Annotated in this window: 27 protein-coding genes; 12 read left to right on the top strand and 15 right to left on the bottom strand. The window is 62.8% G+C overall.

What is annotated here, in order from left to right:
- Nucleotide 1 precedes the first annotated feature (1 nt).
- Genes QF629_00585 through QF629_00575 form a run of 3 tightly spaced genes read right to left on the bottom strand, consistent with a single transcriptional unit; the run spans nt 2 to nt 3123 of the window.
- Nucleotides 2-1156: a Re/Si-specific NAD(P)(+) transhydrogenase subunit alpha gene (locus tag QF629_00585; GenBank protein MDP6012035.1), complete on the bottom strand. Its 1155-nt coding sequence runs from the start codon at nt 1154-1156 to the stop codon at nt 2-4.
- A 48-nt stretch (nt 1157-1204) separates the two neighbouring features.
- On the bottom strand, nt 1205-2503 hold the full coding sequence (locus QF629_00580) for an MATE family efflux transporter (GenBank protein ID MDP6012034.1): 1299 nt from the start codon (nt 2501-2503) through the stop codon (nt 1205-1207).
- A complete protein-coding gene (locus QF629_00575; GenBank protein MDP6012033.1) occupies nt 2500-3123 on the bottom strand; it encodes a hypothetical protein in 624 nt (207 codons plus the stop codon). Before QF629_00575 ends, QF629_00580 begins: the two co-directional genes overlap by 4 nt.
- Nucleotides 3124-3498: 375 nt before the next feature.
- Here QF629_00575 and QF629_00570 point away from each other — a divergent pair, with 375 nt between their 5' ends.
- The 5 genes from QF629_00570 (at nt 3499) to QF629_00550 (ending at nt 7394) form a co-directional block, all read left to right on the top strand.
- On the top strand, nt 3499-4290 hold the full coding sequence (locus QF629_00570) for a PhzF family phenazine biosynthesis protein (GenBank protein ID MDP6012032.1): 792 nt from the start codon (nt 3499-3501) through the stop codon (nt 4288-4290).
- On the top strand, nt 4287-5078 hold the full coding sequence (locus QF629_00565) for a fumarylacetoacetate hydrolase family protein (GenBank protein MDP6012031.1): 792 nt from the start codon (nt 4287-4289) through the stop codon (nt 5076-5078). Before QF629_00570 ends, QF629_00565 begins: the two co-directional genes overlap by 4 nt.
- Complete coding sequence (locus QF629_00560; GenBank protein ID MDP6012030.1) at nt 5075-6256, top strand: multidrug effflux MFS transporter; 1182 nt, start codon at nt 5075-5077, stop codon at nt 6254-6256. The genes QF629_00565 and QF629_00560 overlap by 4 nt, the downstream gene beginning before the upstream one ends.
- A gap of 293 nt (nt 6257-6549) precedes the next feature.
- Nucleotides 6550-6987: a GNAT family N-acetyltransferase gene (locus QF629_00555; GenBank protein ID MDP6012029.1), complete on the top strand. Its 438-nt coding sequence runs from the start codon at nt 6550-6552 to the stop codon at nt 6985-6987.
- Nucleotides 6984-7394 carry an Rrf2 family transcriptional regulator gene (locus tag QF629_00550; GenBank protein ID MDP6012028.1) on the top strand — a complete coding sequence of 137 codons (411 nt, stop codon included), beginning with the start codon at nt 6984-6986 and terminating at the stop codon, nt 7392-7394. Before QF629_00555 ends, QF629_00550 begins: the two co-directional genes overlap by 4 nt.
- Before the next feature lie 734 nt (nt 7395-8128).
- Here QF629_00550 and rpmE read toward each other — a convergent pair.
- Nucleotides 8129-8362, bottom strand: coding sequence for a 50S ribosomal protein L31 (gene rpmE / locus QF629_00545; protein ID MDP6012027.1), 234 nt, complete (start codon nt 8360-8362; stop codon nt 8129-8131).
- Between the two features lie 108 nt (nt 8363-8470).
- On the opposite strand from rpmE, the gene cyaY reads away from it, so the two are divergent.
- From cyaY to QF629_00520, 5 genes are all read left to right on the top strand, one after another.
- Nucleotides 8471-8797 carry an iron donor protein CyaY gene (gene cyaY, locus QF629_00540; GenBank protein ID MDP6012026.1) on the top strand — a complete coding sequence of 109 codons (327 nt, stop codon included), beginning with the start codon at nt 8471-8473 and terminating at the stop codon, nt 8795-8797.
- A gap of 6 nt (nt 8798-8803) precedes the next feature.
- Nucleotides 8804-10612 carry an ABC transporter transmembrane domain-containing protein gene (locus tag QF629_00535; protein MDP6012025.1) on the top strand — a complete coding sequence of 603 codons (1809 nt, stop codon included), beginning with the start codon at nt 8804-8806 and terminating at the stop codon, nt 10610-10612.
- Nucleotides 10609-11595 (top strand): prolyl aminopeptidase, encoded by a 987-nt coding sequence (gene pip / locus QF629_00530; protein MDP6012024.1) that lies wholly within the window; start codon nt 10609-10611, stop codon nt 11593-11595. The genes QF629_00535 and pip overlap by 4 nt, the downstream gene beginning before the upstream one ends.
- Before the next feature lie 72 nt (nt 11596-11667).
- Complete coding sequence (locus QF629_00525) at nt 11668-11916, top strand: hypothetical protein (GenBank protein MDP6012023.1); 249 nt, start codon at nt 11668-11670, stop codon at nt 11914-11916.
- A 6-nt stretch (nt 11917-11922) separates the two neighbouring features.
- Complete coding sequence (locus QF629_00520) at nt 11923-12675, top strand: hypothetical protein (protein ID MDP6012022.1); 753 nt, start codon at nt 11923-11925, stop codon at nt 12673-12675.
- A gap of 54 nt (nt 12676-12729) precedes the next feature.
- Here QF629_00520 and QF629_00515 read toward each other — a convergent pair whose 3' ends face one another.
- From QF629_00515 to QF629_00470, 10 genes are all read right to left on the bottom strand, one after another.
- Entirely contained in the window at nt 12730-13290 is a 561-nt protein-coding gene (locus tag QF629_00515; protein ID MDP6012021.1) for a VanZ family protein, read from the bottom strand.
- Nucleotides 13291-13517: 227 nt separating this feature from the next.
- Entirely contained in the window at nt 13518-14336 is an 819-nt protein-coding gene (locus QF629_00510) for an alpha/beta hydrolase (protein ID MDP6012020.1), read from the bottom strand.
- A gap of 61 nt (nt 14337-14397) precedes the next feature.
- Entirely contained in the window at nt 14398-15459 is a 1062-nt protein-coding gene (locus tag QF629_00505; GenBank protein ID MDP6012019.1) for an autotransporter outer membrane beta-barrel domain-containing protein, read from the bottom strand.
- Between the two features lie 378 nt (nt 15460-15837).
- Entirely contained in the window at nt 15838-16038 is a 201-nt protein-coding gene (locus tag QF629_00500; GenBank protein ID MDP6012018.1) for a hypothetical protein, read from the bottom strand.
- A gap of 62 nt (nt 16039-16100) precedes the next feature.
- Complete coding sequence (locus QF629_00495) at nt 16101-16223, bottom strand: hypothetical protein (GenBank protein ID MDP6012017.1); 123 nt, start codon at nt 16221-16223, stop codon at nt 16101-16103.
- A 624-nt stretch (nt 16224-16847) separates the two neighbouring features.
- Nucleotides 16848-17126, bottom strand: coding sequence for an ATP-binding cassette domain-containing protein (locus tag QF629_00490; protein ID MDP6012016.1), 279 nt, complete (start codon nt 17124-17126; stop codon nt 16848-16850).
- Entirely contained in the window at nt 17113-17841 is a 729-nt protein-coding gene (locus tag QF629_00485; GenBank protein MDP6012015.1) for an ATP-binding cassette domain-containing protein, read from the bottom strand. The genes QF629_00490 and QF629_00485 overlap by 14 nt, the downstream gene beginning before the upstream one ends.
- Complete coding sequence (locus QF629_00480) at nt 17838-18845, bottom strand: branched-chain amino acid ABC transporter permease (protein ID MDP6012014.1); 1008 nt, start codon at nt 18843-18845, stop codon at nt 17838-17840. Before QF629_00480 ends, QF629_00485 begins: the two co-directional genes overlap by 4 nt.
- Nucleotides 18845-19711, bottom strand: a complete 867-nt coding sequence (locus QF629_00475; GenBank protein MDP6012013.1) for a branched-chain amino acid ABC transporter permease — start codon at nt 19709-19711, stop codon at nt 18845-18847. The genes QF629_00480 and QF629_00475 overlap by 1 nt, the downstream gene beginning before the upstream one ends.
- A 3-nt stretch (nt 19712-19714) precedes the next feature.
- Nucleotides 19715-20947 (bottom strand): transporter substrate-binding protein, encoded by a 1233-nt coding sequence (locus QF629_00470; GenBank protein MDP6012012.1) that lies wholly within the window; start codon nt 20945-20947, stop codon nt 19715-19717.
- Nucleotides 20948-21095: 148 nt separating this feature from the next.
- Here QF629_00470 and QF629_00465 point away from each other — a divergent pair, with 148 nt between their 5' ends.
- Both QF629_00465 and QF629_00460 read left to right on the top strand, forming a co-directional pair.
- Entirely contained in the window at nt 21096-21278 is a 183-nt protein-coding gene (locus QF629_00465; GenBank protein ID MDP6012011.1) for a Flp family type IVb pilin, read from the top strand.
- A 380-nt stretch (nt 21279-21658) separates the two neighbouring features.
- Nucleotides 21659-22111: a YbaN family protein gene (locus QF629_00460; GenBank protein MDP6012010.1), complete on the top strand. Its 453-nt coding sequence runs from the start codon at nt 21659-21661 to the stop codon at nt 22109-22111.
- Between the two features lie 130 nt (nt 22112-22241).
- Here the strand turns inward: QF629_00460 and QF629_00455 are convergent, their stop codons facing one another.
- Nucleotides 22242-24200, bottom strand: a complete 1959-nt coding sequence (locus tag QF629_00455; GenBank protein ID MDP6012009.1) for a cobalamin-dependent protein — start codon at nt 24198-24200, stop codon at nt 22242-22244.
- Nucleotides 24201-24262: the final 62 nt, after the last annotated feature.

The raw sequence follows: 24262 nt of genomic DNA, 5'->3' as shown, positions 1-24262 counted from the left end.
TTCAGTTCACTCCCCCTGTCAACAACGGGTGGAGCACCTTGCCGTCGCGGGTGAGGCAGGCACCGGTGTTTACCTCGTCCTCCCAATCGATTGCCAAGCTCTTGGACTCGGTATTGATCATGGGGCTGAGAAAATTGAGCAGGTTGCGGGCATAAAGCGCGCTGGCATCGACTGGCACGCGGCCCGGCACATTAGCGTGGCCGACAATGCTCACGTCCTTCTTGACCACCACCTTGCCATGTTCGCTGAGCTCACAATTGCCGCCGGTCTCGGTCGCCAAATCGACGATCACCGAACCTGGCTTCATGCCGCTAACCATTAGCTCTGTGATTAGGGTCGGTGCCGTGCGCCCTGGGATCAGGGCGGTGCAGATGGCAATATCCTGGCTCTTAAGGGTCTCGTGTATCAGCTCGCTCTGGCGCCGCTGATAGTCCTCGCTCATCTCCGTGGCGTAGCCGCCCGCGCTTTCGGCGCTTTCGGCATCCTCGTCAGCGACCTCGATAAACTTGCCGCCGAGGCTCTCGACTTGCTCCTTAACCGCGGGCCGCACGTCGAAGGCGGAAACCACGGCGCCGAGGCGCTTGGCCGTCGCGATTGCCTGCAAACCGGCGACGCCGGCGCCGAGCACCAGCACCTTGGCGGGGACAACTGTGCCGGCGGCGGTCATCATCATGGGGAAGATGCGGCCGAACTCGTTGGCCGCGTCGAGCACCGCCTTGTAGCCCGCGAGATTGCTTTGGGACGACAGCGCATCCATGCTCTGGGCCCGGCTGATGCGCGGGATCAGCTCCATGGCGAAGGCGGTGATGCCCCCCGCAGCATAGGCCGCCACCTGGTCGCGATGCTGCAAGGGCGCGAGCAGGCCTACCAACGTCGCGCCGCTCGGCAGCAACGCCATCTCGTCCGTGCCCTCGTTAGCCGTCATCGGCCGCGCCACCTTAAGCACGAGATCGGCGCCATCGTAGGTGGCGGCAGCATCGGTAGCGATGTCGGCCCCAGCCTCAACGAAGGCCTCGTCGGGGGTGGACGCGGCCAGACCGGCACCGCTTTGTACGACCACCTCAAGGTCTAGTTCGACGAGCTTTTTCACCATGGCTGGCGAGGCGGCCACACGAGTTTCGTTCTCGCGGATTTCCTTCGGAATCGCGACTTTCATACTAGTTTTCCAGAGTGAAGTAGCAAATAGGACCCCTTATTAACACGCTTAAATCGTGCGCGCGAGCCGTGGATAAGCGATTGTCAAAGTAACGCCGCGCGCCGCCATCAGCACCAGGAAAGCGGTCCACAATCCGCCATTGCCATAGGCTGGTACGAGCAGTAGTAGCGCTACCACGTAGAACGCGACGGAAGCGATCATGGCATTGCGCATGGCACGGCCTCGCGTGGCGCCGATGAAGATGCCATCGAGTTGATAGGACCAGACCGAGATCAGCGGGGAGGCGACGGTCCAAGGCAGATAAAGCGCGATGGTTGCGCGTACCTCCGGCACGCTGGTCACCAGCCCAACCAAGGTATTACCGGCCAGCCAAAAGACGATCATGTAGCCCGCTGCAACGCTTGCCGCCGCAATCGTGGTGCCCTTGACCGCGGCGCTCAGGGCCCGCTTATCGCGAGCGCCTACGGCCTCACCCACCAGTGCTTCCGCCGCGTGGGCAAAGCCGTCGAGGCCATAGGAGAGGAAGCCCTGTAACAGCAGCAATATGCCGTTGGCGGCTAGCACTTCGTCGCCAAAGCGCGCGCCGAGCACGGTCATCATCGAGAAGCTGGTGATGACTAGCAGGGTGCGCACGAGGATGTCCACATTGAGGCGCAGCATTTCTGCCAGCTGCACTCTGTCGAGTACGCTTGCCCAGGGCCAAGCGGGCGCCAGGCGGGGGCTCTGACGCAGGATCACGGCGATGCCAGCCCCGGCCCCGAGCCATTGCCCGATCACAGTTGCTAGCGCCACGCCGGCCACGTTCATCTCCAGGCCGCGGGCAAGGGCCATATCGAGCACGATGTTGCTACCGTTGATCAACAGCTGCAGCCAGAGTGCCGTGCCCATGCGCTGACGCGCGATCAGCCAGCCGAGGACGACCATGTTGAGCAGTGCCGCCGGCGCTCCCCAGATACGCATGCCAAGATAGCTCGTGGCTTCCGCGCTCACCGCCTCGCTTGGCGCGATGATGGCAAGCGCGCCCTGGATCAGTGGCCATTGCAGGGCGACTAGCGCTAGCCCGAAAGTGACCGCAAGGATACTGCCGCGCAGGAAGGTGGCGACCACGGCCTCGCCGTCGCCTGCACCATGAGCCTGCGCGACGACGCCGGTGGTGCTCATGCGCAGGAAGCCGAAGCCCCAATAGAGGAACGAGAACACCGTGCTGCCGATCGCCACTGCACCGATCTCGGCTGCCCCTAGATGTCCGATCACGGCGGTATCGACGGCCCCGAGCAGGGGGATGGTCAGATTAGCGAGGATATTGGGCAGCGCCAGGCGCCAGACCCGCAAGGACGTGACGTTCACAGATCGTCGATGTGGATCACGTGGATCAACTCGTATAGCGCTGCCGGCGCGCTGCCGAGCGCCGCGCGCAGGCTTGTAGCATCGTTGCCTTCGATAAGTGCCAGCCAGACATCGAGTTTGTCGGCGCCGACGCGTACGCGCGTCTCGACACTATCGTTATGGGTCAGCGCGGGAACGCCGACACAAAGATGTGCTGCCACGATGCCGGAGCATTCGAGCAGGCTAGATATGCCGCCGGCGAAGCGGGTGGCCGCGGCTTCGTCGCCCGGCCGCAAAACCGCTAGTACTCCGCCCATGCCGCGCCCGCGGCTCGCTTCGACGCGGCAGACCGTGCGGTGCATATTGCTGAACTGCGCCAACATCTCGGATGTCAGCGGTGTAGGGTCGTCGAGCTGCGCGCTATAGGCCTCCGACGCCATGGCCTCGGGTGTATCGCATTCGTAAAGCGCGCCATAGGCTGGCGCCCCGTTGAGCGCATGATAGCGCCGGCCACGCCGAAAGCCGGGCAGGGCAACCCGCTCCGCCATATGCTCGTCGCGATACCAGCTGTTGAACCGTGTCTCGACGTCAGGTGGAATGTCGTTCCAGACGGCTAGCAATCCGTTGCCCAGCAATGCCATTGGCAAACGCTAGGCGCTTGCCGCGGGCGGGTCAAACCCTAAGAGGCCGGTGGCGTCATCAGCGCGAACACGGTATCTCGCGGATCGAGGGAGGCATGCTGGAATCTCGCGCGTTCCTGTGGTCGCGGCTGGCAGAAGGTTAGCCGGGGGCGTCCTCCTGCGCATGCCAGGCTCGGGCGGGTCCTGCGGGGGGGTAGCGAAGCATTGGGCGTGGGCCTTGTGCGCTGACGATCTCGGCACCTCCCTGCATCGCTCTCTTTGCCTGTCGGACCATCACGAAAGTGCGGTTTCGCCTCGACTGATGTCTCTGCTACAAGTAGCGGAAGCTGTGCTACAAGCGCGGGCGCGCTGGAATCCGGGAGGCACGTCGCAGCGATGACAAGGCCTATTCAGGTGGTGGATGCGTTCGCGGAGGCAGCATTCGCCGGCAATCCAGCGGCGGTCTGCGTGCTCGACGCACCTGCAGAACCTGCCTGGATGCAAAGTGTGGCGGCCGAGATGAACCTCTCGGAGACGGCCTTTGTCGTGCCCGGCGAAGATGTCTTCGGGCTGCGCTGGTTCACACCCTTGCATGAAGTCGATTTGTGCGGCCATGCAACGCTGGCTAGTGCTCATGTGCTGTGGCAAACGGGGGCACTTGCGTCCGATGCCGAGGCGCGTTTCGATACCGCCAGCGGGCGCCTCACGGCGATGCGTGATGGTGACTGGATCGCACTCGACTTTCCCGCCGAGCCGGCCGAGGAGGCGCCTGCACCCGAGGCGCTTGCCGACGGCCTCGACAGCCTGCCGCGCTGGAGCGGGCGCAACCGCATGGACTGGCTCATCGAGCTTGACGGCGAAGGCGTGCTGCGCGGGTTGGCGCCCGATTTCGCCCGTCTCGCCCAGGTCGACTGCCGCGGCATCATCGTCACTGCTCATACTGCAAACGGGGAGGTCGATTTTGTCTCGCGTTTCTTCGCCCCGCGTGCCGGTATCGATGAGGATCCGGTGACCGGATCGGCCCATTGCGCGTTGACGCCGTTCTGGGCCGCGCGCCTTGGTCGCGATGATATGCTGGCGGCGCAGTTGTCGGCTCGCGGCGGCCTTCTGCGCGTCGGCGCCCGCGGCGATAGGGTAGCCATCGCCGGGCACGCCACTACGGTTTGGAAAGGAGAGCTTCTGGCATGATGAGCGCTTCGGCAATCGATGCGGCCGCGCAGCGCCTGGCCCGTGGGAGGCTGGAAGGCGCGCGCCTCGGCGCGCTGCCGCAGACCTCCCGGCCTGTCGACGAGGCCGAAGCCTATGCGGTGCAGGAGCGCCTGCACGCGATTTTGAGCAATGCCGGGCAGGGTCATGTTGCTGGCCACAAGATCGGCTGCACAACCGAAGTTATGCAGGGCTATCTCGGTATCAATACTCCCTGCTCCGGTGCCGTTTTTGATGGCCTGGCGCATCAAGGCGACGGCAGCTTCGCGCATGGCGACTACCAGCATCTCGGCGTCGAATGCGAAATCGCGGTCAGCATCGCCGCCGACCTACCAGGTGGGCAGGTCTACGACCGCGACAGCGTCGGTGATGCTGTGCGCACGGTGATGGCGGCGATCGAGGTGGTCAACGACCGCTTCATCGATTACCGCAGCATTAATACGCCGACCCTGATCGCTGACGATTTTTTCGCCGCTGGCTGCGTGCTCGGCCGTCCTGTCTCCGACTGGCGTGGCCTTGACTTGGCGGCGTTGTCTGGTCGCATGACGGTCGACGGCACGGAGGTTGGTAAGGGCGTCGGCAGCGATATCCTCGGCCATCCTTTCGCCGCGCTCACTTGGCTCGCCAACCGCCGCGCCGAGGCCGGCCTGCCGCTCAGAGCCGGCGAGTTCGTCCTGCTCGGTAGCTTGGTGCAGACCCAGTGGATCGAGCTGGGCGCGGTGGTCGAGGTTGAGATCGAAGAACTCGGCAAGGTTGTCGCGCACTTTTGACCCGTCGCGGCACACTCGTCCTGCTGACTGCGCTGGTCAGCGTCGGGCCACTAACCACAGATCTCTATCTGCCCTCTCTGCCGGGCATGGCGCGGGCCTTCGTGACAACGCCGGACAAGGTGCAGCTGACGCTGATCCTGTTCTTGGCGACCTATGGCCTAGCGCAACTTGTCTACGGCCCGCTCTCCGACCGCTACGGCCGCCGCCCAGTGCTGCTCGGCGGGTTGACTATTTTCGTTGTTACCAGCGCCGCCTGTACCCTGGCCGGCTCCATCGGCGCTTTGATCGCACTGCGTGTGGCCCAGGCCCTGGGCGCGTGTGGGGCGCCGGTGCTGGCCCGGGCCATCGTGCGCGATCTCTTCGATGGTGCCGCGGCGGTGCGTGCGCTCAGCTTGATCGGCGCCGCCATGGCCTTGGTGCCGGTGCTGGCGCCGGTTGCCGGCGGAGTTCTGGAAGAAGCCTTCGGCTGGCGCGCTGGTTTCGTGGTTTTGTCGGGACTTGGGGCCCTTCTGCTAGCCGTGACCTGGGCGACACTTGCCGAAACCAACCGACAGCCAAGTATCCAGCCCCTGACCCCTGGCCATCTCGCTCTCGGCTATGGGCGCCTCTTGGCGAGCCGCACCTATGTCAGCTTCGTGGCCGGTGTTGGCGGCGCCTTCGCTGGCTTAGCGCTGTTCCTTGCCGAATCCTCCTTCGTGCTGATCGACGCCATGGGACTGAGCCCGAGCGCCTACGGCGTGGCCTTGGCTGTAGTGGCGGCGGGCTACATGCTGGGCAATCTGTTGAGCGCGCGTCTTGCCGGGCGCTACAGCTCGCACGCCCTGTCATGCGTGGGGATCGTGACCTGTCTCGTTGCGGCGCTCGCCATGTTGCTTGCGTGGGCGGCCGGCGCGGATCGTCCCATAGCAGTAATCCTGCCGATGACCGTCTACATGATCGGCTTCGGCCTGGTCATGCCAAACGGTGTTGCCGGCGCCATCGTGCCCTGGCCCGAGCACGCCGGCGCAGCCTCGGCGTTTCTAGGATTCTGCCAAATGCTGGCCTCCGCCCTTGTCATCCTCATCGCCAGCCGCATCCCCCACCACGACCAATCAGCCCTGGCGCTGGGCACGACAATTGTCGCCGCCATCGGGCTCGTTGCCTTTACCTGGGGTGTCGCTAAAGTCAGGCACGACTAGTCCGGGGCGTAAGCGGGCACGGCGTTACCGCTCGGACCAATTCGCCACGGCGCTCAGACGACGGGAACGTAAGATTTGCCAGTATCGCCTTCGGGCTCGAAGGCGATACCGAGGATGCCATAGATTGCTGCATCTTCGAGGGGCAAAAAGCAATGCTCGATCTTACCGCTGCTGGTGCGGAGACTGCATGGCGGAGACGAAGCGCAGGTTCCGGCTGAGCGGGCGGCTTGCGTTCCGGGCGTCACGGGGCATAGTTTGCTTTGCTGGATCACAAAGCGGGAATGCAGAACGATATGAGAAAAATTTCCGTGCGCGAGGCAGCGGCTGCAGACCTGGCGGCTATCAGCACTATCGACAGCGCCAATACCGGGCTTGCCAAGGCCGAATACTGGCAGGCGATGTTCGACGGTGCAGCTGCCAACGACCGCAGTTTCCTAGTGGCGGAGTCGGCGGGTGCCGTGATCGGTTTCGTGGTCGGCGAGGTGCGCGCATGGGAGTTTGGCTCGCCCACGGCTGGCTGGGTCTTTGCCATCCAAGTGGCCGACGGTCGGCGCGAGTGCGGTGTCGGCCGCACCCTGCTGGCAGCTTTGTGCGATCGCTTCGCGGGGGCCGGAGTGGCGGTCGTGCGCACTATGGTCTCGCGCCGGGACATGGTGAACCTCTCCTTCTTCCGCGGCGAGGGGCTGACGGCCGGGCCTTACGTCGAGCTCGAAAAGCGGCTCGACGCGTGAGACTTGGTAAGGCCAGCCTGGCGGGGCTCTACGCCGCGCTGGAGATGGCGGCCAATCCGGCACGCCAGGTTTCGGCCGGCGAGATCGCCGAGGCCTACGGCATTTCCTCGCACCATCTCGCTAAAGTCATGCGCACCCTGGTGCGCGCCGGCCTCGCGACCTCCGTGCTTGGCCCCGGCGGCGGCTACCGCTTTGCGGGTAATCCGCGGCGCACCACCCTGCTCGACGTTATTGCGCTATTCGAGGATGTCGACGAGGTGCCGGCACTCGCTGCCGACCCGGCCACCACAAGCCCTTTCGCCACCGCGCTTGCCGAGGTCGGCGAGGAAATCGATGCTGCCAGCGCGGCCACCCTCGGCTCTATCACCCTCGCCGCTCTGCTCAGGAACGCCGGGTGCAACCCTTAAACCCACCCTGGCCGAGGCGTATGTTCCCCGCCCCGCCGCCTTAGATCAGTTGGCAGAGCATCGTATCCATTTTACAAAATGTGGTAGCCAAGTATCCTTTTGTTAAAGCACATGTTTTGTCAATTCGGTGAGTTTAAATTTTTGGCAAACGGTTTTGATGAAAATTCCACTGCGTTTTGACACTATCCGAAAATCCACCTTGCGTTGACACGGATTCGAAATTATGAGGAGACCAGTGCCGCCTTAGCTCAGTTGGTAGAGCATCGCATTCGTGCAGTCACAATTCTGCTGTGCGTCCCGCATCGGAAACGATGCGGTGAAAAGGTCGCTAAAACGGGGAAACCTTAACGGGTCAAGCTGATGGCAATCCCGTGCTAGTCCATCATTGGACGAGTGTAGAGACTTTACACGACCCACCTACGGTCACTCTGTGGCTATGGTGAAGAGAAAGTCCAGACCACAAACATCTGCAACGGTGGCGGATGGCCGTGAAAACTGTAGTGGTAAGAATGCGGGGGTCGTAGGTTCGAATCCTACAGGCGGCACCATTTCCCTCATATTTCTTGGGCAAAAGCGTTTAGCAAAAGACCAATAAAAAAAACAGCCCGCACTGTGTAGGTTAGGCCTGTGGCTACGGCATTGAGAGCCTGGATCTGTGCCGTGACGGCGTGCTGGTGCTTCGTGAGCACCCGAAGCGCAGCGTGCGCGTCGGCGCGGTTAGGGTGGCGCGCGGTTCAGCTCTTTTCGCTGAGCCCGAAGGCGCCAAAACGCTTGTTAAAACGCGCGACCTGACCTTCGGTGTCAACAATGCGCTGGGCGCCGCCGGTCCAGGCCGGGTGGCTCTTGGGGTCGACGTCGAGCTTGAGCACGTCGCCTTCCTTGCCCCAGGTGCTGCGGGTCTTGAATTCGGTCCCGTCTGTCATCACCACGGTGATCTCATGATAGTCGGGATGAATATCGGCTTTCATTTTGCGGCTCCACTGCTGACGCGGCGGGCTGTATAGCGGAAGCCAAGCGCTTCCACAAGAGCCGCCGGTGCTCTATATCCGCCGCTAGGGGTGAGGAAAGGCGAGATTATGGACGAAAGCGAGTTTCATGCCCTGGCGGGTGCGACCTTGGAGGCTTTGATGGACCGCATCGACGAGGTGGCGGGCGATGTGCTCGAGGCGGAGTTGATCGACGAGGTGCTGACCATCACACTCGAAGACGATAGCCAGTATGTGCTCAACCGTCATACCATCAATCGCGAGCTTTGGCTGTCCTCACCGAAGAGTGGCGCAGGTCATTATGTTTACGACAAGGTCGCTAAAGCCTGGACTGACCGCCGCCGCGGTCGTGATCTGTATGCGCTGCTGGAAAACGAATTGTCGGCAGCGGCCGGCTGCTCGCTCAGGTTTGCCTGAGGCCGCATGAATATCGGCGAAGCCCGATCCAGCGCCCGCCCGCGCAGCCGACTCGGCCACCTGCACCACCTCGGCGGCTATCTTCGCCCCTATCTGCGGCAGATCGCCGGCGCCACTCTAGCCCTGACTATCGCCGCCGGCAGTGTGCTCTCGCTCGGTGTCGGCTTGCGCTATCTCATCGACAACGGCTTTGGCGATGGCAACACGGCTGTGCTCGACCGCGTCCTGGCGGGTCTGGTCATCATCGTGCTGGTCATGGCGGCGGCTACCTATGGCCGCTTTATGCTGGTCTCGTGGATCGGCGAGCGCGTCGTTGCCGACATTCGCCGGGATGTCTACGACCGTGTCATCGGCCTCTCGCCGGGCTTCTTCGAAACCACGCGCACGGGGGAGGTGCTGTCACGCCTGACCACGGACACAACGCTTTTGCAGGTTGTGATTGGCTCCAGTGCCTCGGTGGCGCTCCGCAACTTGCTGCTGCTTATCGGCGGCACGGTGATGCTGTTCGTCACCAGCGTCTGGCTGACCGCTTTGGTCTTCGTGCTAGTGCCCCTGGTGGTTCTGCCGATCATCATCTTCGGCCGCCGCGTGCGCCGGCTCTCGCGGGCTGCCCAGGACCGTATCGCCGATGTTGGCGCCCAGGTCGAGGAGTCGTTCAATGCCATCCGTACCGTTCAGGCCTATACCCATGAGGGCCATGAGCGCCGCCGTTTCGCCGATCGCGTTGAAGCGGCGTTTGGCGTTGCCATCGATCGTGTCCACGCTCGTGCCTTGCTTACGGCGTTGGTCATGACGAGCGTCTTCGGCGCCGTTGCCGTGGTGTTTTGGGTTGGCGGGCGCGAGGTGATCTTGGGTGGCCTGAGCGGTGGCGAGTTGTCGCAGTTCGTTTTTTTCGCTGTGGTCGTGGCCGGCGCCGTCGGCGCCGTCAGCGAGGTTTATGGCGACCTGCAACGCGCGGCCGGTGCCACGGAGCGCCTGCTAGAGCTATTGGCGGTTGAGCCTGACGTGGCCGTGCCCACCGATCCCGAGCCTTTGCCAGCACCGGCCGAGGGGGCGCTCGCCTTCAAAGATGTCACATTCCATTACCCGAGCCGCCCGGATAGCGCCTCGCTGAGTGGCATCAATCTCACCGTCGCCCCGGGAGAGAGGGTGGCTCTCGTTGGCCCCTCCGGCGCAGGCAAGACCACGGTTTTCCAGTTGCTGCTGCGCTTCTACGACCCCCTTGCCGGGAGCGTCACCCTCGACGGCGTCGACGTGGAACGCACTGATCCGCGGGCTCTGCGCGAGCGCTTCGCGTTGGTTGCTCAGGAACCAGTGATCTTCTCGGGTGATGCCTGGGACAATATTCGCTATGGCCGGTCCGAGGCCTCAGACGAAGAGGTGCGTGCGGCCGCCCGCGCCGCCGCGGCAGAAGACTTCCTCGACGCCCTGCCGGAAGGTTTTTCGACCTTCCTGGGTGAGCGTGGCGTACGCCTCTCGGGCGGCGAGCGTCAGCGCATCGCCATCGCTCGCGCTATCCTGCGAGATCCGGCTGTGTTGTTGCTAGACGAGGCTACCAGCGCACTCGATTCCGAGAGCGAGCGTCAGGTGCAGGTGGCACTTGAGCGCTTGATGGAGGCCCGCACCACCCTAGTGATCGCCCATCGCCTGGCGACCGTGCAAAGCGTCGACCGCATCGTCGTGCTCGACCAGGGGCAGATCGTCGGCATCGGCAGCCATGAGCGGCTCATGGCCGAAGGGGGGCTTTATGCGCGCCTTGCCGCCCTGCAACTTAGCGAGTCCGACCCGATTCCCGCTGCAGAGGCTCTGCCATGACACCCGATGCCGACCCCCTTTATGCGGACGCTGGGCCGTTCGATCGGCGCAAGATCGCCGTCGACGACACCCATACGCTGTACCTAGAGCAGCATGGCCGCGAGGATGGCACGCCGTCGCTGTTCCTGCATGGCGGCCCCGGCAGCGGCTGCCAGCGTCAGCATGCGCGCCAGTTCGACCCCAACCGCTTCCGCGCGGTACTGTTCGACCAGCGCGGTGCCGGATTGAGCACGCCGCGGCTTTGTCTGGAGGACAACACTACCTGGCACCTGGTCGCCGACATCGAGCAGATCCGCAGCGAGCTCGGTATTGACCGCTGGATGGTGGTGGGCGGTTCCTGGGGCTCGACGCTCGCCTTGGCCTATGCCGAGCGCTATCCGGAACGCGTGCTGGGGCTGGTGTTGCGCGCGGTCTTCCTCGGTACCGCCCAAGAAGTGCGCTGGGCTTTCGGTGGCGCCGCGACGACTTTCCACCCTGAGCTGTGGCAGCACTTTGTCGAGTTATTGCCGGAGGACGAGCGCGATGACCCGGTGGCGGCCTATGGCAAGCGCCTGGAAGACCCCGACCCGCGCGTCCACGTGCCGGCGGCGCGCGCCTGGGGCGGCTTTGAGCAGGCGCTGTCAGGAATCAATCCACCTGCTGCGAACCTTCCTACAAGCCTTTGGGACGAACGTCCGGCCAAGGCGGAATCGCCACCGCGCACGCCTTACGTGGAATGGCATTACGTGAGCCGTGGCTGTTTTCTCGAGCCCGACCAATTGGTGCGTCACGCAGGTAAGCTGGCCACTATTCCCGGCATTATCGTACAAGGCCGCTACGACCTGCTTTGCCCGCCGCATAACGCTGCCCGCCTGGCGGCAGCTTGGGGCAATGCCGACCTGCGTCTTATCGAAGACGCAGGCCATAGCGCTACGGCGCCTCCCCTACGCAAGGCGCTGGTCGCCGCCATCGACGAGATGGGTGAGAGGGTCGTCGCAGGTTAAAAATCCCCGCGGCGCCCAGCTGAGGTCGCGACGGGCAGCCGTATTGTCGACGGTGAGATCGATGTTCATGCAATGCGCAATCTCGGCCGTGTAGGCGGGCTGACGGGACAGGTGCCCAAAGGCAGCTCTGTTGGCCGGCAATGCGGACTCCCCGATCGGGCTGTGGTATTTTCCGGTAGTGTCATGATGGGCAAGGCAGAGACGGCTACCGCCGGTTTTGTGCGCATGCGCCGCGCCCTCAGTCTCCGCCTGGAACGGCGCATGTCCGTGGACGCTAGCCTGGCCGAGCATATTCGCTCGACGCCAGCGAACGGAACATAGGAATACATGGCAAGCGAACAGCCGGGTCTGAGTGAGCTTGAGGTGTTGCCGCTCTATCGGGTGGCGCGGGTGCCGATATATGTAACGCGGCTGCGTAGTCGGCTCTTCTTGCTGGCACTCGTGGCGATCGATATTGTCTTCATCGTCGCGCATCTAGTAGCGACCTTGCCCGAGGTTCGGGCGCTGGCTCCGGGCGGGGTTCCGGCGAACCTCGATATCGGGTTGGTAGCCAACCTCCCCTGGGCCTGGAGCCTACTCAAGCTCGTGGTAGGTGCTGCGCTTACCGCCCTCATGGTAAGGGCACATCCAGTCGATCGGAGGCCGGGTCTCTTCTGGCGCCTGGCAGCGGCGGTGCTTGCGGCCTTGACGCTGGCCGAGGCGGCACAACTGCACATCCTGTGGGCCGCAGGCGTGGCACCGCTAATTTTCGGGATCGAGGCTCCGCAGCTCTACGGTCTGCTCAGCCGGTTGCTACCTCTCGAGCTCATCGTGCTCGCCGGCATCGCGGTCTCGGCGCGGCGGTCGCCGGGGGCCATCGGCGCCTTCGTTCTGGCAGGGTTGCTCTTCGTTGTGTCGGAAGGTCCGATCCCCGCTTCCATCATCGAAGCTGTCGGTGGTGTGTTTACCGTAGATACTCTGGCCACAGCTTGGCGTGGCGGCATCGACGCCCTCGGCATAAGCTTCTTGGTGGCTGCTATCGCTTTTGCCATACGCGATTGCCAGGCGGTATCGGTCCGATACGTCTACCATGGCGGTTAGAGCACTTTATCTACCATATGCGGTCATTTAACCGCATATGGTAGATAAAGTGCTCTAGGCGAAAGGCAGGTCAGCCAGGTTTGCAATGGCCGGCTCAACAAGCGCGCCGCAGGCAAGCCACACCGGCAAGGCGCCAGGCCAACGATGCCCTGCTGGCACCGACAGCAGCCAAGAGGTAAGGCAGAGCGGTGCTGGCAGCCAAGCCCACACTGGTAATGCCGCGGCGGGCGCGTAGGTGAGGCCGGAAAGCAGGACTGCCAGCGCCAAACCGACGGCCAGCCAGGCGCGAGGGGATGGCGGGTCATCTCTGTTGCCCGGGCCCCAGAGGGCTGTGCCCAGGCAGCCGCCGGCGGAGGCCGATACAGTATTGACCAGAATGTCGGTGAGGCTGAAATAACGCTCGGGCCTGAGACCCTGGATAAGTTCATCATGCACCCCAAGCAGAGCCGCGACCAACGCCGACATTGCCATCAGCGGCACGCCATCAAGGCGGCTGGCGAGCCCGCGGCGCACCACCAGGGCTAGCAGGGCGTACTGGAAGACATGCACCCGCTTGGCAGGGAACGCCGGGTCGGCGAATAGCAGCCCTGCCAGCGCCAAAGTCGCCGCGGCCACGAGCTAGGCGCTGGTGGTGCCTGCAGAAATGCGAAGGTGTGGCGTTGCGCGGATGATCACGATGGCGAACAGAAGCAGCGCAAGTGTCGGTGGCAACATCTTCAAGGCGGGCGGCGTTCATTGCTCCGACAGCCAACGCCTAGGCGTGAAGGCACCGCTATAGGCGGCCGTCAGAGCCGTGGCCAACGCTGCCCAAGCCGCCTCGCGCCGTGTCGGCAACGGAACTATTACGGCAGGCGATAGCGGGTCTGCAGCTGCTTCCAGTCACGCTGCCAGCAGCATGTGTGATCGAAGCCGTGGACCACGACCAGACGGGCCGGGCTGTTGTTTGGCAGGCGCGAAAGATAGGCGCGAGCGACGAGTGCCGGCACGATGTCGTCGTCGCCACCGACCAAGTGGATTTGCGGTGTGTCGGCCAAAGCGGCCACTACGTCGGCAGGGTTCCGTGAACCGGGCATGGCAGAGATGTCGTGGTGCGATGTCCAGACCATGTGATCGAGTGGGGCGACCACCGTGGTCAGGGCCACGACATCGTTGCGTGTTGCGGCAACCAGGGCGGCAATGGCGCCACCGCCGGAATAGCCGATCAGTTCGACTTCGCTGGCGCCGAGCAATGTCCGATAATGCTCCACTGCGGCACTGGTTGCCTCGATCACCTCTGGCGCGAATCGCCGTGACGCCCAGTAGCGCGGATGGCATAGTGCCGGATCCTGGCGTGCGGCGTATTGGCAAGGCCGAGCGAGATAGACCACCAGGGGCCGCGCGTCGCGGATCGCCAGTTGCAGCCCAGTCGGATTCCAGGGTGTCGGGTCGGGTGACAGAGTGAAGCGGTTAGTCCAGGCCTGGCCGTCGCCCTCGATATAGACCACCAGGCGATCGCTGCCGCCGCGGCTCCCCTTGAAGGCGCTGTACAAGGTAAATGCACCCGCGGGCACCCGTACTGTGTCGAAACCGGCATTGCCGGCCAGTCTAAGCGCGCGCGAGTGCCCGTCTTCGAACAGTGTTGCCGGTGAGGTACAGGCCCCGAGCAAGGCCGTCAGCGCCAATAGAAATAGGGCCCGGCGCTGGCGCCGGACTCCGCATCGAAACGAGGATGTCACCTGCAGATCAGAATTTGATGCGCAAGTTGCCCGAGACAGTAGTGGACTCGAAGTTGTCGCGCGCCAAATGCGTGGTTCCTTCAATACCGCCCGTCACGCGATCGCTGAGTGAGATGCGCACGCCACCACCGATGTCGACGCCGGATTTGTCATTAGATGGTGCGGCTTGACCGTCACCCACCGTAACCTTGGTTTGTTGCACGTCATAGACACCGGTAGCGGTGACGTAGGGCTGCGCTTTGCCGAGACCGTAAGCAGCGGTACCGCCGACGCGCAGCGTGCTAACTTTCACGTCGCGGGAGGCGTTGATGACGCCGTTGGACTCGTTAAATCCGTCCTGGCTTTCCTTCGCGTAGGAGTACCCGGCACGGCCATTCAACAGGATCTTGTTGACGCTGTAATAGCCGTTGATTGCGCCTGATGCGAACCACCGGTCGGAATCGAAGTCACCGGTTATTGTCAGGGCGTTTCTGACGCGCGTCGTATCGTAGTCGACAATGCTGTAGCCGGCACTGACGTCCACGGTGAAGTAGCGGCTGAGCACATAGCCGGCATAGGGCGCAATGGTCCAGCCTGAAGACTCCACACTACCTGTGTTAAACGTGGTGTTGATATCACTCGATTCATAGCCGAGTGCCAGGCCGGCGGTTAAGCAGCAGTTGAACTGGTAGTCGGTACCGGTCATCGCGTTGTAGACGTCGCCGTTATAGGCGGTCGACGACAGGTCGTCTTCGACATCCGTCCAGCTGCCGGACGGCCATACACCCATACGGCCATCGCCGCCGCCGGCTGAAATGCCGGTACCGAGGGTCATCTCGTCGTACAGCGCCACAGCCATGTCTACGTTGCCGCCTTGATCAGCTACGGCGGTGGGAGCCAAGAGACTGGATACGCGCGAAGAGATCATACCCGTGATCTGGGCGGTCGCGGTCCGCACAACGGCTGAGGCGGTGGCCGTGCTTGAAGCCTGCTCCGTCGTGTTTGTCGGGTTACTGGTTTGCGCTGCTAGGGTGGGCGGGGTGAACAACGCAGCCATCGCCATAGCTAGAACCGGGATAATCCGTTTCATTTGACTGGGCCCTCGTTCCCTTGAGTACCTTCAAAACTTACCATTCCAGTACACGCGCATCGCGGGAGCTTCTGGGCAATTCCGCACAACGTAACCCGCCACAAACATCTATACAAAGCGCGCCTACTACCTCTTAAATCGGTGCTACCGCACGCGTGTAAATTCGTCAAAGATTTCCCTGTCTTAGGGCCGATTATGCGAGCTTATCGCACTCTTTGTTGCAGAATTACCACAGGGTCTGGTAACACACCGATAACAGTAAAGCGGCGGCTTTGGTGCGAGCACCTGGGCGGCGCCCGGCACCTGATATTCTCCCACAGAACCAAGGTCGGCGCAGTTTATATAAGAATGACTGTTAATCGCGCTTAAGATCGTCCGCTATATCGGGTCTGCCCCACCGCGCCTGTTTTCCTGCCCCTGAGCCAACGCGTCGGCAATTTGTTCGCTGACCTGACCGGCTACTACCCGGTTAATGGTCGGCGTCACTGCCTGCGGCCCGGATGGCGTCTTCGCATCGGCAGTTGCCGAGCTCGCAGCTAGAATGACGGTCACAAGAATGGCTGAAATGGCGAGTTTCATAGGATTGTCCTTTATCGCTATGTACCGCTCCATTAGCCATGATGCCTAAAATTTTCCTAATGTTAAAGCAGTCGGGGCTCAACGTTGACCTTATCGGCACCGGCCTCGGCCAAGACCAGGGCGAGCAGCGTCACAAGGATGGTGCCGCCAAATTCGAGAGCCTTGATACCGTCGAGAGGCTGCATGCTGCAAAACAGCTATCGCGTGCAAGCTTTTGCGAAGTGTGGACAAAGGCCGCGGCATCCGCCGGGAGGAAGCGGATGTCGCGGCTAGTCGACACACCTCTTCCCAGGTGCTTTAGGTTACGGCGCGCATCTATTCGGTGGCCTGTTTCTCCGAGAAGACACACCCTAATCCACAGCCTGTGGATAGTTTTTGTGGATAACCCCAATATCTTGGGGTTATACGATTAACACCATACTACATCCATCCGCTTATGAAAAGTCTGGTGTGTGGCACTCAGGCTTTGCCGCCGAGCAACGCGCGCAACATGCCGGGCTTGGCAAGGGCACGCGAGGGGAGCGCGCGTTTGATACTGCCGCGGTGCATGACAAGCGCGCTTTCGGCTACCTCGGCAGCGAATGTTAGGTTCTGCCACCATCGAGGGCTGTACACCCTCGGACGGCTCGTCGAGTAACAACAGCCGCGGGGTGGCGCAAATCGCGCGGGCAGTCGCGACGATCTGCTGCTCGTCGCTGCTGAGCGTGCCGCTGGCGCGACCCAGCAAGTCGCCGATCATGGGGAATAACGCGATCACCCGGTCGATGGCCGCATCCCCCTCGCTTCCCGAGCGGCAACCCATGCGCAGATTATCGCGTACGCTGAGGGCGGGGAACAGGTCGCGGCCTTGGGGCACATAGGCGATGCCGGCGCCGTTGTGCGGGCCATCGCGTGATGTCCTCTCCGTCGAACAGGATCGTCCCGGCGCTTGCCGGTAGCAGGCCCATCAGCGTCTTCACCAGGGTCGTCTTGCCGCTGCCGTTTGCACCGGCCACCGCCAGGTGCTCACCGGGTGCCAGAGCGAGGTTGACCCCGCGTAGCACGGGGATACGGCCATAGGCCGTGCCCAGACCGTCAACCGTCAGCATGGCTATTGCCCAGATAGGCGTCGCGCACCCGCGCGTCGGCCAGAACCGAATCGGCTGGGCCCTCGGCCAGCAGGCGGCCGTGATGCATGACAGTGACCACTCCGGCGATATTGGCTACAAAACGCATATCGTGTTCGACCACGACTAGGGCATGCGCTTGGGCCAGCTCGTGCAGCAACGCCGCGACACGTTCGATTTCCGTTTCGTCCATTCCCGCGGTGGGCTCGTCGAGCAGCACCAATGCCGGCTCTTGCATCAACACCATCGCCAATTCCACGAGTTGCCGCTGCCCGTGGGCCAACGTGCCGACTAGGCGCTGTGCCAGATCGCCGATATCGAGGCGTGCCAGAGCCTCTGCTATCGCGCCATCCAGCGCTCTGCCTCGCAGGCGGCGCTGCCCTGCCACGCAAAGGGAGTCGCGGACAGTCAGTCCATCGAACACCGACGGCACCTGCATCTTCAGGCCGACGCCGGCGCGGGCGATGGCGATCGTGCCGCTGCCCGCGATCTCGCGACCAGCGAAACGGATACTGCCGGCATCGGGTGTGAGCTGCCCGGTCAGGCATTTGAAGAACGTGCTCTTACCGGCGCCGTTGGGGCCGATCAGGCAGCGCAGCTCGTTGGCCCGAAGCGTGAAGGCCAAGCCATCGAGTGCCGCCACGCCGCCAAAGTGTTTGCTCAAGTCCTTGACCACGAGCACTGCGTCTCCGCTCATCGCCCTGGACCCCGTCTGAGACGTCCCGCCAGGCTCGTCACGGCGGGCCAGAGGCCGCGTGGCAACAGTAGCACGAAGAGGATCAGTGCCGCCCCCAGGACCAAGTTCGGATCGAGCCGCGACAATGCCGGGTGCACCTGCGCTAGAGTGCCGAGCCAGGACATCAACGCCTGCACGACGACGGCGCCGAGGATGGGACCAAACAGGGTTCCGAGGCCGCCGACGATGACCCAGATGATGACCTGCGCCGTAGTTGCCAAACTGAAGAGCGCTGGACTAATGAAGGCTGAGTTGGCGAAGCCGATTCCTGCAACCCCGGCGATGGCACCACCGATGACGAACAGCAGAAGCTTGTGCCGACGCGCGTCATAGCCGAGCAGTTCGACGCGTTGCTGGTTCTCGCGTATTGCTAGGGTCACGTGGCCAAACCGTGAGTGTAGAAGCCACAAACAAAATAGATAGCAGAGCAGCAATGCGCCAAGGACGACGCGAAAGATAGTATCCGGAGACAGCAGTACCGCAGGATCAAACGGGGCGTTGAGAAAAGGCGTCTTCGGCATCCCGTTAGCGCCGCCGAGCCGGGCGCTACCGATGGTGTATTCTGGCCCTGATGTGCTGTTAGTAAGCTTGAACAGAATTAGTGAGACGGTGAGCGTGACGATCCCGAGATAAACATCGCCGAGGCGGCCGTAGAAGAGAAAATAGCCGAGTGCTGCGGCGAAGACAGCGGGCGTGGCGATGGCCAGCGGCACGGCCCAGGTACTGTTACCGAGATTGATAGCCGCTACCGCATAGGCGTAACCGCCGAGACCGAAAAACGCGGTTTGGCCGAGGCAGAGAATACCACCATAGCCCCAGACCAGGCCGAGGCTGAGCGCAAGGGTCGCCATTGCCGTCCAGATAGTGGCGTTGATGATCGTATATAGCTGCGCCTGGGCCGGCAGCAGCACCAGCAGCGCGATGCCTACGGCGACCACGATGCCATGCCCGAGCCAATCTCGCATCAGACACCGGTGCGGAAGAAATGCCCGCTAATTCCTTCCGGCAAGAGCCGCAATAGCACGATCGCTGACAGTAGTAGTGCCACTTCGCCGATCACCGGATTGACGAAGAAACTCGCCGCGCTGTTGATGCTGCCAAGCAGGCCCGAGGCGGCGACGGTGCCGCCAACCGCCGCTGCGCCACCGGCGATCACCGTGATGAAGGCCTTGGCCATATAGGCGGCACCGATGGTTGGTACCACGCCAGAGAGCGGCGCTAGCAACCCGCCGGCAAGACCGCTGAGCGCGGCCCCGACGGTGAAGGTCACTGCGTAGACGCGGCTGCGGTCCGTGCCCAAGGCTTCAGCCATATCCGGGTTCTGCATGGTCGCGCGCGCCACCAAGCCCGCGCGCGTGCGCGCTAGGCCGAGATAGAGCAGAGCGACGACCGCCACCGCGAAACCGATCAGCGCTAGCTCGTAGGCGGCCATGCTGTAGTTGCCGATGGCTATTGCGCCGAGCGGTGCCGAAACGCCGCGTGTGGTGTTGCCAAACAGTGTCGTAACCAGGCCGATGAGGAACAGGCTCAAGCCCCAGGTGGCAAGCAGCGTATCGGTACGGCGATCATAGAGATGGCGGATCAGCAGCCGCTCTACGATGCAACCGATGGCGCCGACGACCAGAGGCGCTACCACTAGCGCAGCGAGCCACAGGTTTAGTCCCTGGCCGTAGGCGAGGATGGTGGCGTACCCGCCGAGCATGAGAAACTCACCATGGGCGAGGTTGATGACACGCATCATGCCGAAGATTAGCGCCAGCCCGGCGCTCATTAGCACCAGCGCTGCGACGGCGCTCGCCGCCTGTAGGAAGACCGCGGCGGTCAGATCCATGGATTACAGGTCGACGTTGATGTCGTACATCGTGGTGTCGGCGGGATTGGCGACCAGGTCGCAGACCGCAGCGGTATCCGCTGGTGGCTGCTCTCGATAGGTCTCGAGCACCTTGAAGGCGCCGCCCGAGACCTCGCCTAGATAGACGTCCTGAATGGTATGATGGGTTGGCGCATCGATGGTCACAGTACCGCTAGGGCCGGTCATGCTGATGTTCGATTCCAGCACCTCTATCACTGCCATGCGATCGGCCGTGCCCGCCCGGCGCACTGCTTCCGCCCACAGCAAGAAGGCGTCATAGGAGCGCATGGCGAGCTCGTTGACGGCCGGCGTCTGGTCGCCGTAGCGTGCCCGCAGGCGACCCAGGAAGTCGCGGTTGGCGGGCGTGTTGAGCTCCTCGAAATAGCCATAGCACGCGATGATGCCGTCGCTCTCCTTCTCCGACAGTACGCGGTGCTCATTGCCGACGCCGAAGGTGGTCGAGGCGAGCGGAATCTCGCCCTTCATGCCGGCCGCCGCCCATTGTCGATAAAACGACATGTGGGCGCCGCCGACCAGCACCGAGACAACGATATCGGGCTTGGCCGCCTGAATCTTGCGGATGGTGGGACCGAAATCGGTCACGTCCAGCGGGAAGAAGTCGGTGGCGATGGCATCGCCACCGGACTCTTGCGCGAACTTGCGCACCCAGCGCGCAGTGGTCTGGCCGTAATTGTAATCCGCTGCTAGGCTGTAGATTCGCTTGCCCCAGCGCTCCATGATGTGCGGCACCAGCTTGGCCACGGTCTGGGCTGGCGTACTGCCCGTGCAGAAGATGTTGCGGTCGCAGGCGCCACCCTCGTACTGTGTGTTGTAGAAGTAGAGTGTGCGGTAACGCCCGAGTAGCGGGCGAATTGCTTCTCGTGAGGCGCTGGTGATGCCGCCGTGGACACTGGCGACCTGGTGGCGCGTCGCTGCCTCGGTGGCAAACTGGGTATAGAGCTGGAGGTTCGACTGAGTGTCGAACAGCAGCAGCTCCACAGGCTCATCCAGCAGGCCGCCAGCAGCGTTGGTCTCCTCGACGGCGAGGCGCATGCAGTCGATCATGGGCCGGCCGTAGATGTCGAGCCCACCCGAGCCGTCTAGGATGCCTGCTACTTTGAGTCCCTGCCCTTGAGCCGCTAAGACGCTTGGTAATTCCAACGCGGCCGCGACGCCTGCAGCGCCGCCAACAAACTGTCTGCGTGAGATTGTCATACTGCGTACTCAGTCAATGCTGCTATCTCCATAACGTAGTGGCATCGATTGCAAATTCTAACCTTTGTTGGCGCTGTGCGAAATGTTAATTCCTGGTAGACTGCGGCAGGCTCGTTGATCGCTTGTATCGGAGAAAACCGTGATGAAGATGCTTACCAAGTTCGGCCTGCGTCGTTTTGGCAAGGATGAAGGTGGTGCCACCGCTATCGAGTATGGCCTCATTGCCGCGCTGATCGCGGTTGTAATTGTCGCCGCCGTGACGACGGTCGGTACCGAGTTGAGCAACACCTTAGGTATTGGCGGTACCGAAGACAGCACGGACAACAACTAAAAGCGGCGCACAGCTATAAAGGGGACCGGACGCACCGGCCGTGGCTTTTTCGTTCTTCATGTTATACGCGTGACGGCGCGCCCCTCAGTTCGCGGCAAAGCGTGTCAGGTCTTCGGGGGTGCAAGCACTACCATCGAGCCCGCCGGCACCCCGCTCACGGTAATCCTACGGCCGCCATCTCAGGGCGCATCGTCGCGACGCCAACTGTCCGCTCGAACGGTACGACTCACAACTCGGCGACCTCGTCGAGAGCACCACCGTGCGGAAGCCGCTAGTGAGACGCTCAAGGTGATGGAGGATACCGAGCGGGTAAATCGGTTCCGTCGGCAGGCAAAGGGCTCTAACATGGGCGTTCTGAGGTCCCTGACAGGCGGTCGGCCATGATCCGTGAGGGCGAGCAAGCAGACGAATTTTCGACACAAGGTGGTTGGAGCCGGCGGGCCGGGGTGCGCCATGCCTTGTTTGTGCTGGGCTGGCTCTGCGTTGGACTAGGGCTGATCGGCATCATCATACCGGGCCTGCCGACTACGATCTTTCTGATCGTCGCGTTGTGGGCCTTCTCGCGCTCCTCCGAGCGCCTCCACCGCTGGCTTTACCAGCATCCGAGGCTGGGGCCACCCTTGCAGGTCTGGCATACCCATCGCGTCATCCCATTGCGCGCCAAGGTGCTGGCGGTGGCTGTGATGGGCGTCAGCCTGATCCTGCTCTCGCTGGTCAGCCAAACGCCGCTGACAACGCTGCTTGCCGCCGCCGTCATCGTACCGGTCGCCTGTTACATCGTGACACGCCCGAGCGAGGTGCCCGGCACCGGGCATGGGCCTAGCGCGCCATAGCCTCAGTCTCGCTGCTCACCTTCTTCTACGCGTCGATGCGGCCTTTGAAGTGGCAGGCGTCGGTAATACCGCCGTGGCGTTGTCACTTGCCGAAATTACGCAGGTTGATCAACTGTCACCGTTTTTCGGCTCAGACGGCGGGCATCAACTGCTTCGCTAGGGCTACCGCCGCGCCGGCATCCTGGGCGTAGCCGTCGGCGCCAGCGTCCTCAGCAAATTTCTGGTTCACCGGGGCGCCGCCGACGATGACCTTAAAGTCGTCGCGCAGGCCGGCCTCGACAAGCGCTGTGATGACCTCCTTGATCTGCGGCATGGTCGTTGTTAGCAGGGCCGAAAGGGCAATGATGTCGGGCCGGCGCTCGAGCACCTGGCGCACGATCTCCTCGGTGCTCACGTTGACCCCCATGTCGATGACCTCGTAGCCGGTGCCGGTCAGCATGCTGGCGACCATGTTCTTGCCGATATCGTGCAGGTCACCCAGCACTGTACCGATTAGGACACGGCCGCTGCGGCGCTCATTGCTGGTCACCAGGTGGGGCTCGATGACACCGAGCCCGTTCTTCATGGCGCGGGCCGACAACAGCACCTCGGGCACGAAGACGCTGCCGTCGGCGAAGCGCCCACCGATTACCTCCATGGCCGGTAGCATGCCTTTGTTGAGGATGTTGCCGGCGGGAACGCCCTGGTCGAGGAGCTCGCGCGCGTGCACCACTACTTCTTGCTCGTCGCCGTCGAGCACGTCGATGGTGATCTGCTCGAAGGCCTGCTCCACATCCATTGCGGCGACGGTCTCGCTGGTGCTCGCCGGCGTGACAACCCGTGGTGCAGTGGCGACGCTGTCCCGGTTGAGCGGCGAATACGTGCCCGCAGCGAACGGCAGCCGCCCCTCCTTCTCGAAGCGTTCGCCGATGTAGAGCAGGCGGTCGAAATCGGCATCAGGCGGCGTCGTGTCGCCGATCGAGCCGATGAAGCGCGTGCCGGGGGCGATGCTGCGGAACAAGTTGTCGAGGTACATCGAGAGGTCTTCGCGGGTCGAGGATTCCTCAAGCAGCAGCATCTCGGGGATACCGCCGTGAATGGTCAGGTGTCCGGGCCGGCACCAGCGGTCGTAGTACTCCTCGATGCGGACCTTGGTCATCGGGTACGGTGTTACCGCGTCGGCCACGTCCATGCGGCTCTCGGCGATAAGATCCATCAGGCCCTGGTTCTCGCCATCGGGATGCATAATCAGTAAGGTTCCCTGGGGTTTGAGTATGTCGGCCGCCTTGTGGCACCAGGGTTGGAAATATTCCTCGTACAACGCTGGGTAAGTGATCATGTCGTCGATATTCGACGACCACATCACGGCCTCCAGCTCGCCGCCGGCAAGGATTTCGAGAAGCGTGTCGTAGGCGCCGGTCAGGGCCTCTAGTAACTCCGCCATCTGACGCGGATAGTCGTGGTGGTGGAGGTAGAAGTCCGTCGCATCGAGGAGGGTCTTCTGTACAAAATGCATCGGCGAGGTGCAGGACAGCCCGAAGCCGTGAGCCACTGCGATGCCGTCCTCGCCGATGCCTTCGCGCCAGGTGGTGTAGCGCTCGTAGGACGGAGTAATCTCGAGATTGCCGAAGATATGGGCCAGCACCCTGTAGTCCTCGGGTCCCTTGATGGCGTGTTCCTTAACCCAGGAGATGGAGGCGCCGGCGCGGCGCATCTCAGCCGTCTGGCCGTGACGCACGCTGACCATGCCGACCGGCGTGTGGTACTCGACGTGGGTCATCTCCTGGCGCTCGTCGGCCTCGACCTCAACACGGATGTCGACGTCGTTGGAAAAGGTGAAGCTGTAGGGAAACTCCTTGAGATCGAACAGCCCGATGCCGCGGTGAAGCAAATCCGCAGGGTTTTCGGGCCGGCTGTATTCCGGCACAAATTTGTGCAGTGGCCAGCCCATGGCGTGATGGATGTCTTCGACGCTCATGCCTGTGAACTTCTTTGGCAGCGTACCTCGCATCACTTGCGCGTTGTGCCAAAGGTCGATGCGCGGCACCCAGGGGATCTGCTCGACCATTTCACCGCGAATGACGGCCAGGAGATTTTCCCGATGGGTCATGATCGCTCCCGTTTTCGGACCAGTGCAACGTTGCCACAAGTCTACGCTGACCGGGTGGTGGC

It is taken from the genome of Alphaproteobacteria bacterium (assembly GCA_030739735.1).
GTDB lineage: Bacteria > Pseudomonadota > Alphaproteobacteria > UBA7887 > UBA7887 > UBA7887.
The sequence above is the reverse complement of the archived record's forward strand: the minus strand, read 5'-3'. Positions and strand labels throughout refer to the sequence as shown.

Coding starts and splice junctions, on each gene's coding strand:
- QF629_00585 (MDP6012035.1), bottom strand. CDS start 1,156: ATGAAAGTCGCGATTCCGAAGGAAATCCGCGAGAACGAAACTCGTGTG.
- QF629_00575 (MDP6012033.1), bottom strand. CDS start 3,123: ATGGCATTGCTGGGCAACGGATTGCTAGCCGTCTGGAACGACATTCCA.
- QF629_00570 (MDP6012032.1), top strand. CDS start 3,499: ATGACAAGGCCTATTCAGGTGGTGGATGCGTTCGCGGAGGCAGCATTC.
- QF629_00565 (MDP6012031.1), top strand. CDS start 4,287: ATGATGAGCGCTTCGGCAATCGATGCGGCCGCGCAGCGCCTGGCCCGT.
- QF629_00555 (MDP6012029.1), top strand. CDS start 6,550: ATGAGAAAAATTTCCGTGCGCGAGGCAGCGGCTGCAGACCTGGCGGCT.
- rpmE (MDP6012027.1), bottom strand. CDS start 8,362: ATGAAAGCCGATATTCATCCCGACTATCATGAGATCACCGTGGTGATG.
- cyaY (MDP6012026.1), top strand. CDS start 8,471: ATGGACGAAAGCGAGTTTCATGCCCTGGCGGGTGCGACCTTGGAGGCT.
- QF629_00535 (MDP6012025.1), top strand. CDS start 8,804: ATGAATATCGGCGAAGCCCGATCCAGCGCCCGCCCGCGCAGCCGACTC.
- pip (MDP6012024.1), top strand. CDS start 10,609: ATGACACCCGATGCCGACCCCCTTTATGCGGACGCTGGGCCGTTCGAT.
- QF629_00525 (MDP6012023.1), top strand. CDS start 11,668: ATGCGCAATCTCGGCCGTGTAGGCGGGCTGACGGGACAGGTGCCCAAA.
- QF629_00520 (MDP6012022.1), top strand. CDS start 11,923: ATGGCAAGCGAACAGCCGGGTCTGAGTGAGCTTGAGGTGTTGCCGCTC.
- QF629_00505 (MDP6012019.1), bottom strand. CDS start 15,459: ATGAAACGGATTATCCCGGTTCTAGCTATGGCGATGGCTGCGTTGTTC.
- QF629_00500 (MDP6012018.1), bottom strand. CDS start 16,038: ATGAAACTCGCCATTTCAGCCATTCTTGTGACCGTCATTCTAGCTGCG.
- QF629_00495 (MDP6012017.1), bottom strand. CDS start 16,223: ATGCAGCCTCTCGACGGTATCAAGGCTCTCGAATTTGGCGGCACCATC.
- QF629_00490 (MDP6012016.1), bottom strand. CDS start 17,126: ATGCTGACGGTTGACGGTCTGGGCACGGCCTATGGCCGTATCCCCGTG.
- QF629_00485 (MDP6012015.1), bottom strand. CDS start 17,841: ATGAGCGGAGACGCAGTGCTCGTGGTCAAGGACTTGAGCAAACACTTT.
- QF629_00480 (MDP6012014.1), bottom strand. CDS start 18,845: ATGCGAGATTGGCTCGGGCATGGCATCGTGGTCGCCGTAGGCATCGCG.
- QF629_00475 (MDP6012013.1), bottom strand. CDS start 19,711: ATGGATCTGACCGCCGCGGTCTTCCTACAGGCGGCGAGCGCCGTCGCA.
- QF629_00470 (MDP6012012.1), bottom strand. CDS start 20,947: ATGACAATCTCACGCAGACAGTTTGTTGGCGGCGCTGCAGGCGTCGCG.
- QF629_00465 (MDP6012011.1), top strand. CDS start 21,096: ATGCTTACCAAGTTCGGCCTGCGTCGTTTTGGCAAGGATGAAGGTGGT.
- QF629_00460 (MDP6012010.1), top strand. CDS start 21,659: ATGATCCGTGAGGGCGAGCAAGCAGACGAATTTTCGACACAAGGTGGT.
- QF629_00455 (MDP6012009.1), bottom strand. CDS start 24,200: ATGACCCATCGGGAAAATCTCCTGGCCGTCATTCGCGGTGAAATGGTC.